Consider the following 9,074-nt stretch of genomic DNA (forward strand, 5'->3'; position numbering starts at 1 on the left):
GACAGGTCGTCCCGCTCCCGGAATTGGGTTGAGTCCCTGGCCGGTATCCGGTGGTACTTCCTCAGTTGTTCTTGATGGTCATGCCGCCGTCCACCATCAGCAGGTGGCCGGTGATGTAGCCGGAGGCGGGTAGCGCCAGGTTCAGGATTCCGTGGGCCACCTCGTCGGGGACGCCGTAGCGACGTAGCGGCACCCGGCGACGGGCGAACTTCCGCCTGGCCTCGTCGGGGATGCCGGCCGTCATCCGGGTCTCGATGGGACCGGGCCCCACGGCGTTCACGGTGATGCCGGTGTCGCCCAGCTCGACGGCCAGCGAGCGGGTCAGACCGACCACGCCGTGCTTTGCTGCCGTGTAGGGCGAGATGCCGGCAGACCCTCCGACGCCCTCGGTGGACGAAACATTCACTATCCGGCCCGCCGACGAGGCACGTAGGTACGGCAGTGCGGCTCGGATAGTTCGAGCCTGGGCGGTCAGCATCACGTCCATGGAGACCAGCCAGGCGTCCTCGTAACCCAGTCCGTCGATGGGCGCAGCGATCGAGACCCCGGCGTTGTTGACCAGCACGTCCAGCCCGCCGCCCCAGGCAGCGACCTCTGCCACTACGTCGTCGAGGGCCGCCGGATCAGCTACGTCAAGCGTCCAGCCCCGTGCCCGCCCACCGATGCCGTCGATCTCGGCGACCACGGTGGTCACCCTTTCGGGTTCCATATCGGTGACGGCTACGATCGCCCCCTCATCGGCGAAGAGGTGCGCCGTAGCCCTACCGATTCCCGAACCCGCCCCGGTCACCAGTACGACGTGGCCGGCCACCGACCGACTGAGCCGGCTCAACCGACCGTGCGGTTGCGGCCCGGTGAAGTTGTCAGGCTCGTCGTCCATCCGGCGAGTCTCGCGTGGCGAGGTGGCTGGGGCCCCGCCGGAGCCGGCTGGCCGCCGCCGTGGTGGCACGGGCCTAGGGCCAACGGGCCGTGGCCGTGGCACAGGCCGTTGCCAACCTGGTCCGGCTCCCGGTGTTTGCCCGACGTGGCGCCAGATCCGATGATGGACGCGTGACGACCTCGACCTTCCCCGATGACGTGGCCGCCATCGACACCATGATGGGCACCCGGGCCGGGCAGAACGCCAGGCTCAACTACGCAAACCTGACAGGGATCAGGGACGCGGACTCGAAGGCCATGAACTTCCCGGCCCAGTACATGTTCAAGGACGTTCCGTTCTCGGACCAGGCCCGGGGGGCCGACGGCCAGCCCCAGGACCCGCCCCAGGGCGCCGAGTTGTGCCTGCCGTTCATGGACCGGAACAACGTCCAGATGGCCATGATCGGCATCGGCCCCGACAAGGGCGAGGGTCGGGCCATGATCGAGAAGCATCCCGACCGGTTCTTCGCCTGCCACGAACCAGATCCCAACGACGTCCCCGAGATGCTCCGTACCGTCCGCAGGCTCCACCGGGACGTCGGGTTGAAGGCTGTCACAGCGTTCCCATCCGGCCGTGATCCCCAGGTCCCCATCGACGACCAGAAGATGTACGAACTCTACGAACTGTGCTGCGAGCTGGGCATCCCGATCTTCTGCTGTGCCGGGATTCCCGGCCCCCGGGTGCCGTTCGCGCCACAACGCGTCGAGCTCATCGACCAGGTCATGTACGACTTCCCCGACCTCGTCTTCGTCACCCGCCACGGCTGCGAGCCGTGGCAGGACCTGATGGTCAAGCTGATGCTGAAGTGGCCGAACCTCTACTACTCCACCTCTGCGTTCGCACCTAGGCACTACCCGCAGGCCATCATCGACTACGCGAACACCCGGGGCGCCGACAAGGTCATCTACGCCGGCTACTTCCCGATGGGCCTCTCCCTGGACAGGATCTTCACCGAGCTCAGGGACGTGCCCTTCAAGGCCGAGGTGTGGCCCAGGTTCCTCCGGGAGAACGCCATCCGGGTACTCGGGCTGGACGCCTGAGACCCGATACCGGCAGGTGCGCTCAGTCCCGCGGCCCGACGACGCCGGCGGCCCGTAGCTTGGCGATGCGCTCCGATGACATTCCCAGTTCGACCAGGACCTCGTCGGTCTGCTCGCCGACCATAGGCGCCATTGACGGAGCCGGCGGCAGGTCGCCCTCCAGGTAGACGGGCAGGGGCAGCTGCTCGGCTCCAACCTCGTCGATGCCGTAGAACGGAAGCCGATGGGCGAACTGCGGGTCGTCCGGCGCGGTCTTCGGGGTGTTCACCGGCGCGATCGGTGTGTCTGCCTTGTCGGAGAAGGCCAACCACTCGGCGCACGTCCTCGTGGCGAAGATGGCCTTCAGCTCCGCCTGCAACTCTGTGTTGTGCCGGGCATGGTCCGCGTACTCCGAGCCAGGCCAGCGCTCGAACAGCTCGGGCCGCCCGACACCCTCGCAGAAGTTCCGCCAGAAAGCCCGCTCGCTGGCCATGAACAGCACGTGGCCGTCGGAGGCCTCGTAGATCTGGTAGCGGACGCCCTCCCACATACCGGCCAGTCCGGGCTCCCGGCGTTCGTGGTCGTCCGAGGCGTTGCCGGTGACCACGTCGGTCGGCCGCTCGTACGCCCGATAGGTCTCGATCCGGTACCAGTCCATGTAGGCCGCCGCATCCGACTGGGCCACCTCCAGGCAGCTGCCCTCGCCGGTCTCCCGGGCCCTGATCACCGCGGCCAGGATGCCCAGCGCGGCGATCATCGGCCCGACGTTGATACCGACGTTGGGCAGGGTGGGAATGCGGGTGAAGCCGTCATCGTCGACCGCCGGTTGGATGAGACCCGCCCACGTGTCGTAGGCGATGCCGTGGCTGGGCATGTCACGGTACGGGCCGGTGGCGCCGTAGCCCGAGAGGGTGCAGAACACCAGGCGTGGATTGACCTGGACCAGGTCGTCGAAGCCGATGCCCAACTTCGCCAGGGATCCCGGGCGCATTGCCTCCAGGACCACGTCGGCGCGGCGGACCAGATCGCGGTAGATCTCCAGGCCCTCGTCTGTCTTGAGGTCGATGGCGATGCTGCGCTTGCCCCTGTGGGTGTGGAGGTGGAGCAGCGAGGTGCCGTCGACGATCGGCCAGGTCATCCGACGTATGTAGTCACCTGACGGTGGCTCCACCTTGACCACGTCGGCTCCCAGGTCGGCCAGGAACGTGGCTGCCAGGCCCGGCCCGAGGAGCGAGCTCTCGACGACCCGGAGGCCGGCCAGCGGCCGGTTGGCGGGCGGCGTGGTTTCGCTCATGTCGGTCAGTCTCCCGTCATGCGGAGTTCCCCGCCAGATCTGACGGTCCGTCAGATTTCATCCTAGCGGCGGCGGTCCACCGGCCATCCGTAGGCTCGGCCCGTGGCCACCCCCATGCACCTGCTGCACGTCATGTCGCACCAGTCGGCCACGCCGCCGCGCATAGGCCGGGAGACCCGGCGACGGGTGTGGGCATTCGCCCGCCCCTACCGGTCCCTCATCATCGGGTTCCTGGGCGTGGTCACCGCCTCGTCCGTCCTGGGCGTGGTCCCACCGCTCCTCTTCCGGGAGATCATCGACGGGGCCATCGCCGAGGGCGATCGCGACCGGCTCACCCTGCTCGGCCTGCTGGTGGTGGGAGCCGCCCTGGCCCAGGCCGTCCTGTCGTTCATCGAGCGCTCGGCCTCGGCCACCGTGGGCGAGGGCCTCATCTTCGACCTGCGCGTGGCCCTGTTCGACCACGTGCAGCGGCTCCCCGTCACCTTCTTCACCCGCACACAGACCGGCGCCCTCGTGAGCCGACTCAACAACGACGTGATCGGCGCCCAGCGGGCACTCACCGGGACGCTCGGCACGGTGGTCGCCAACGCCATCACGGCGCTGACCACCCTGGTCACTCTCTTCCTGCTCGAGTGGCGCATAACCCTGCTGGCCATGGTCCTGCTCCCGATGTTCATCCTCCCGGCCCGCCGGGTGGGCAGGACGGTGGCCGACATCACCCGCGAGGGCATGAACCTGAACGCCTCGATGAACGCCACGATGACCGAGCGGTTCAACGTCTCGGGAGCGTGGCTGGTCAAGCTCTTCGGGCGCCCGGACGACGAACGGGACGGCTTCGCCGGACAGGCCGGTCGGGTCCGGGACATCGGCATCCGCAACGCCCTGTTCAGCCGCACCTTCGTCATCGCCCTCACGCTGCTGGGAGCCATCGGCACGGCGGTCGTGTACTGGGTGGGTGGATCGCTGGCGATCAGCGGCACCATCACCATCGGCACCCTGGCCTCCATGGGGGTCCTCGTCGCCCTGCTCTACGGGCCACTGGCCCAGCTCACCAACGCCCGGGTGGACGTCATGTCGGCCTTCGTGTCATTCGAGCGTGTGTTCGAGGTCCTGGACGCCCCCAACCCGGTGGCCGACGCCGTCGATGCCGTGGACCCTCAGCCGGTCGAGGGGCACCTGGCCCTGCACGGGGTGTCGTTCAGGTATCCGGCGGCAAACGAGACCTCGGTGGCCTCCCTGGAGACGGATCGGGCACCCGGCGAGCCTGGGCGAATGGTGCTGCACGACCTGGACCTCGACGTCGGTCCCGGCCGGATGCTGGCCGTGGTCGGGCCGTCCGGCTCCGGCAAGAGCACCCTGGCCGCACTGATACCGCGGCTCTACGACGTGACGCTCGGGTCGATCACCCTGGACGGCGTCGACCTGCGCGCCCTCCGCCAGGACGACCTGCGGGCCCGGATCGGCATGGTCACCCAGGACCCGCACCTGTTCCACGACACGGTGGGCGCCAACCTCCGGTACGCCCGACCCGATGCGACCGACGCCCAACTGGACGACGCCTGTCGCTCCGCTCGGATCCTGGACGTCGTGCGTGCGCTCCCCGACGGTTTTGACACCATGGTCGGCGAGCGTGGCTACCGGATGTCGGGAGGCGAGAAGCAGAGGCTGGCCATCGCCCGCCTGCTCCTGAAGGACCCGGCCATCGTGATCCTGGACGAGGCCACCAGCCACCTCGACACCGAAAACGAGGCCGCCGTGCAGGAGGCCCTGGCCGTGGCGCTGGCCGGGCGCACGTCGATCGTCATCGCACACCGGCTCTCGACGGTGGTCGACGCCGACGAGATCGTGGTCCTGGACGATGGGCGGATCGTGGAACGCGGCCGCCACGCCGATCTCCGTGACGCCGGCGGCCTCTACGCCGACCTGTGGGAGACGCTCGTCCGTGACGACCTGGCCGCCGACCGTCACGCCGACTGACGGGAAGCCGGCACCCGTACCCGACGGCGCACGCGACGCCGGACACGGCAGACGGGCCGTTCCGGCCGGGCACGCCGGACCGGGTCACCGGTGCCGACGGGTTGTACGTTCCTGACGTTGGCCCTGACACGAGCCACCGGGCCGATCTTCGGCCCGACGGAACGCCCACAGGAGTACCCATGTCCGAAGCGACCCGGTCACCCATCATCATCCTCGCCGGAGCACGCACCCCGATGGGCCGCTTCCAGGGCGGGCTGGCATCCCGGACGGCCACGGACCTGGGCGCCGTGGCGATCAGCGGCGGCCAGGGCGAAGCACTCGTCCTGAGGGTGTGAGTAGAGAAGGCATGGGCGGAGAAGGCATGGATGGCGAATGCGAGAACAGGGAGGGTCTTGGACCGGCCGGTGTCGCCGGCAGGCCGGAAGACGCTCCCGTCGCCCGCTGCGTCCAGGGCGCGCTGCGAGGCCGGCACCGTCGCGGCGTCCAGCTCTTCGCCGGCATCCCCTACGCCGCGCCACCCGTCGGAGAGCGACGGTTCCGGGCGCCGGCGCCGCCCGAACCGTGGGACGGCGAGCGGGATGCCCGCCGGTTCGGCCCGGCCGCACCACAGCTACCCGGTGAGGGCCTCACCAGCCGCGTCCCGATCCCGTGGGACGAGGACTGCCTGACGCTGAACGTGGTGACGCCGGCGTGCGACAACGCCCCGCGACCCGTCTACGTCTGGATCCACGGCGGCGCCTACAAGCACGGCCAGGGCGCCACCCCGTGGTACGACGGCACGTCGTTCGCCACCCGGGGCGACATCGTCGTGGTGACCATCAACTACCGGCTGGGTGCGTTGGGCTTCTGCGACCTGGCCAGCCACCTGGGCGACGACTTCGCCACGTGTGGCATCAACGGCACGCTGGACCAGGCGGCTGCGCTGCGATGGGTTCATGAGAACATCGCCGGCTTCGGCGGCGACCCGGACCGGATCACCATCGGAGGCGAGTCGGCCGGGGCGTTCAGCGTCTGCAACATGGTCGCCATGCCGACCACCAACGGCCTGTTCCACCGGGCCATCGCCCAGAGCGGCGCCGCCCACCACACCTTCGGCCCGGATGACGGCAAGGAGATAGCCGCCCAGTTCCTCGGCCGCCTGGGTAATCCCTCCGCCAACGAGCTCCTGGCCATGGACGTCGGGGCCCTCCTGGAGGCCCAGGAGCAGGTGGCGGCGGACCGCAGCCACCTGCCCGGACGCAACCAGGAGCCCTTCTACCCGGTCTGGGGGCACGAGGCCCTGCCCCGGGACCCACGGGAGCTGATCGCCGAAGGAGCCGGAGCAGACATCGCGATGCTCACCGGCACCAACGAGGACGAGTTGGCACTGTGGGGCGTGACGGGCACCACGGCCGCCGATCTGGACGACATGGTCGGAGCTATCACAGAAGACCCCTCCGGCATGCTGGCCACCTACCGGAGGCGCCTGGACGTCGCCGACCCGGGTTGGCTGGCGTGTGCCATCGGCACCGACCGGGTGTTCCGGATTCCCGCCGTCCGGCTGGCCGATGCCCGCCACGCCAACGGCGCGGACACCTGGATGTACCGGTTCTCCTGGGACTCCCGGGCCTTCGACGGCCAGTTCGGTGCCGCCCACGCACTGGAGATCCCCTTCGCCTTCAACACGATCGACCGCCCGGGTGTGGACGTCTTCCTGGGTCCCGGAGAAGCGCCCACCGCCCTGGCCGACACCATCCACGACGCATGGATCGCCTTCATCCGCAACGGCGACCCGTCGACCGACACCCTCGGCCCCTGGCCCACCTACGACCCGGAACGCCGCCTCGTCATGGACCTGGACGACGGGTGCCGCCTGCTGGACGACCCGGAGGCCGACGAGCGCCGCATCTGGGACGGGCTCGTCAGGTGATTGCACCACCACCCGTGGAACGGGCTGGACATGTGACCGCACCACGGCCTGCGGGACCGTCGGTTTCACCCTCCGGCGTGATCTCATGAACATGCTCATCATGGGCGGCACGCAGTTCAACGGACTGGCGCTGGTACACGAGCTGGTCCGCTGCGGACACGAGGTCACCATCGTGAACCGGGGCCAGACCGAGGCGCCGCTGCCGGACGGCCTCCACCGCCTCTTCGCCGACCGGACCGACCACGACCAGATGCGCGAGGTCCTGGGTGGCCGCGAGTACGACGTCGTGGTGGACATGAGCGCCTACCACCCGGACGACGTCGGACTCATGGTGGAGATCTTCGGAGGGCGGACTGGCCAGTACGTGTTCGCCAGCTCGACGGTGGTCTACGCGGCGTCCGATCATCTGCCCATCACCGAGGACCATCCCACGGAACGCGGCAACCCCCAGATCGAGTACGGCGGCAACAAACTCCTCTGTGAGGACCTGCTGTGGCATGCCCACGTCGACCAGGGCTTTCCGGCGACCGTCGTCTACTTCTCGATGGTCTACGGACCTCGCAACATCATCCCGGACCGGGAGCAGCGCATGTTCGCCCGCCTGGAGGCCGGGCGACCCGTCCTGATACCCGGCGACGGCACGACGGTCTTCCAGGTCGGCCACGTGGACGACCAGGCCAGGGCCCTGGAGGCCATCACGCGGGCGCCGGCGACCGTGGGTAAGCGCTACAACCTCACCGGTAGGCACTTCCAGACCGACCTCGGCTACGTGGCGACGACGGCAGCCCACATCGGCGTCGAACCCGACCTCCGGTTCATACCGGCCGCCACCATGGACGCCCTCTGGGACGGCGAGCTGGACCTAGAGGTGGAGAGTGGCTCGAAGGCCAACATCGACATCCGGACCAGCCCCGAGGCCAGGCAGCGGCAGCAGTCGGTGCGCCACCGGTTCCGGTTCGCCTCGGTGATCCCCAGGTTGGCTCCCAACATCCACCGGTGGAACCGCAACGTGGTGTTCGGCATCGACGCCCTGCGTCGCGACACCGGCTGGGAGCCCCGGCATGACCTGGCCTCGATGGTCGCCCATACGTACGCCTGGCACGTCGAGACCGGCGGCCGCGAGTACGACTGGGCCTACGAGGACGAACTCCTCAAGCTCCTGGGCTGATCAAGCGCTCCCAGCGGCGCGATCAGGTTGACGGTAGGTGGCAGGCCACGAAGTGGTCCTCGCCTAGTTGTCGCATCTGCGGTTCTTCGACGGCGCACCTGTCGAAGGCCAAGGGACATCTGGTCCGGAATCGACAGCCGGATGGCGGGTCGGTGGGAGAAGGAATTTCGTCGCCTAGGACTGCGTCGGCGACGCCGACTGATTGGGCCGGCTCGGGTGCCGAGGCAAGCAGCGCTCTGGTGTACGGGTGGGCCGGGGCCTCGTAGAGGCGATCAGCGTCGCCCACCTCGCAGAGCTTTCCCAGGTACATCACGACGACCCGGTCGCTCACATTGCGAACTACCGACAGGTCGTGGCTGATGAACACGAGGCTCAGGTCGTAGCGGGCCTTCATGTCCTCCAGGAGGTTCAGGATCTTTGCCTGGACCGAGACGTCGAGGGCTGAGACCGGTTCGTCGCAGATCAGGATCTCCGGGTTCACGGTGAGTGCCCGGGCGATGGAGATCCGCTGGCACTGTCCGCCGGAGAACTGGTGTGGCCGGTGGGAGGCCGCCGCTGCCGGGTCGATGCCTACGGCGTGGAGGACTTCTGCGACTCGTTCCCTTCCTTCGGTCCCGATGTCGCCGTCGGACCAGATTTCGAGACCCTCGCTGACGATGTCTTTTACCCGCCGCCGCGGGTTCAGCGACGAGATCGGGTCCTGGAAGATCATCTGGAGTCTCGGCCGCACATCGCGCAGGTCGTTACCTGATAGGGCGGTCAGGTCGATCGCATTGTCGGAGCCGGGG

General features: G+C 68.7%; 8 protein-coding genes. 5 read left to right on the forward strand and 3 right to left on the reverse strand.

The genetic code is table 11. The annotated features are described in order from the left end of the window. Nucleotides 1–61 precede the first annotated feature (61 nt). Nucleotides 62–880: an SDR family oxidoreductase gene (locus MK177_05435; GenBank protein MCH2426759.1), complete on the reverse strand. Its 819-nt coding sequence runs from the start codon at nt 878–880 to the stop codon at nt 62–64. Nucleotides 881–1,050: 170 nt separating this feature from the next. On the opposite strand from MK177_05435, the gene MK177_05440 reads away from it, so the two are divergent. Next, nucleotides 1,051–1,959 carry an amidohydrolase family protein gene (locus MK177_05440; protein ID MCH2426760.1) on the forward strand — a complete coding sequence of 303 codons (909 nt, stop codon included), beginning with the start codon at nt 1,051–1,053 and terminating at the stop codon, nt 1,957–1,959. Between the two features lie 22 nt (nt 1,960–1,981). Here MK177_05440 and MK177_05445 read toward each other — a convergent pair whose 3' ends face one another. Then, entirely contained in the window at nt 1,982–3,232 is a 1,251-nt protein-coding gene (locus MK177_05445; GenBank protein ID MCH2426761.1) for a CoA transferase, read from the reverse strand. 102 nt (nt 3,233–3,334) lie between these two features. Here MK177_05445 and MK177_05450 point away from each other — a divergent pair, with 102 nt between their 5' ends. The 4 genes from MK177_05450 (at nt 3,335) to MK177_05465 (ending at nt 8,286) form a co-directional block, all read left to right on the forward strand. Then, nucleotides 3,335–5,209, forward strand: coding sequence for an ABC transporter ATP-binding protein/permease (locus MK177_05450; protein ID MCH2426762.1), 1,875 nt, complete (start codon nt 3,335–3,337; stop codon nt 5,207–5,209). Nucleotides 5,210–5,388: 179 nt separating this feature from the next. Next, nucleotides 5,389–5,544, forward strand: a complete 156-nt coding sequence (locus MK177_05455) for a hypothetical protein (GenBank protein ID MCH2426763.1) — start codon at nt 5,389–5,391, stop codon at nt 5,542–5,544. A gap of 11 nt (nt 5,545–5,555) precedes the next feature. Further along, complete coding sequence (locus MK177_05460; protein ID MCH2426764.1) at nt 5,556–7,118, forward strand: carboxylesterase/lipase family protein; 1,563 nt, start codon at nt 5,556–5,558, stop codon at nt 7,116–7,118. Between the two features lie 85 nt (nt 7,119–7,203). After that, nucleotides 7,204–8,286, forward strand: coding sequence for an NAD-dependent epimerase/dehydratase family protein (locus MK177_05465; GenBank protein MCH2426765.1), 1,083 nt, complete (start codon nt 7,204–7,206; stop codon nt 8,284–8,286). Nucleotides 8,287–8,308: 22 nt separating this feature from the next. Here the strand turns inward: MK177_05465 and MK177_05470 are convergent. Continuing rightward, nucleotides 8,309–9,074 (reverse strand): ATP-binding cassette domain-containing protein (locus MK177_05470; protein MCH2426766.1); only part of this gene is annotated, 766 nt, incomplete at its 5' end.

The organism is Acidimicrobiales bacterium (assembly GCA_022452145.1).
Taxonomy (GTDB): Bacteria; Actinomycetota; Acidimicrobiia; order Acidimicrobiales; family MedAcidi-G1; genus UBA9410.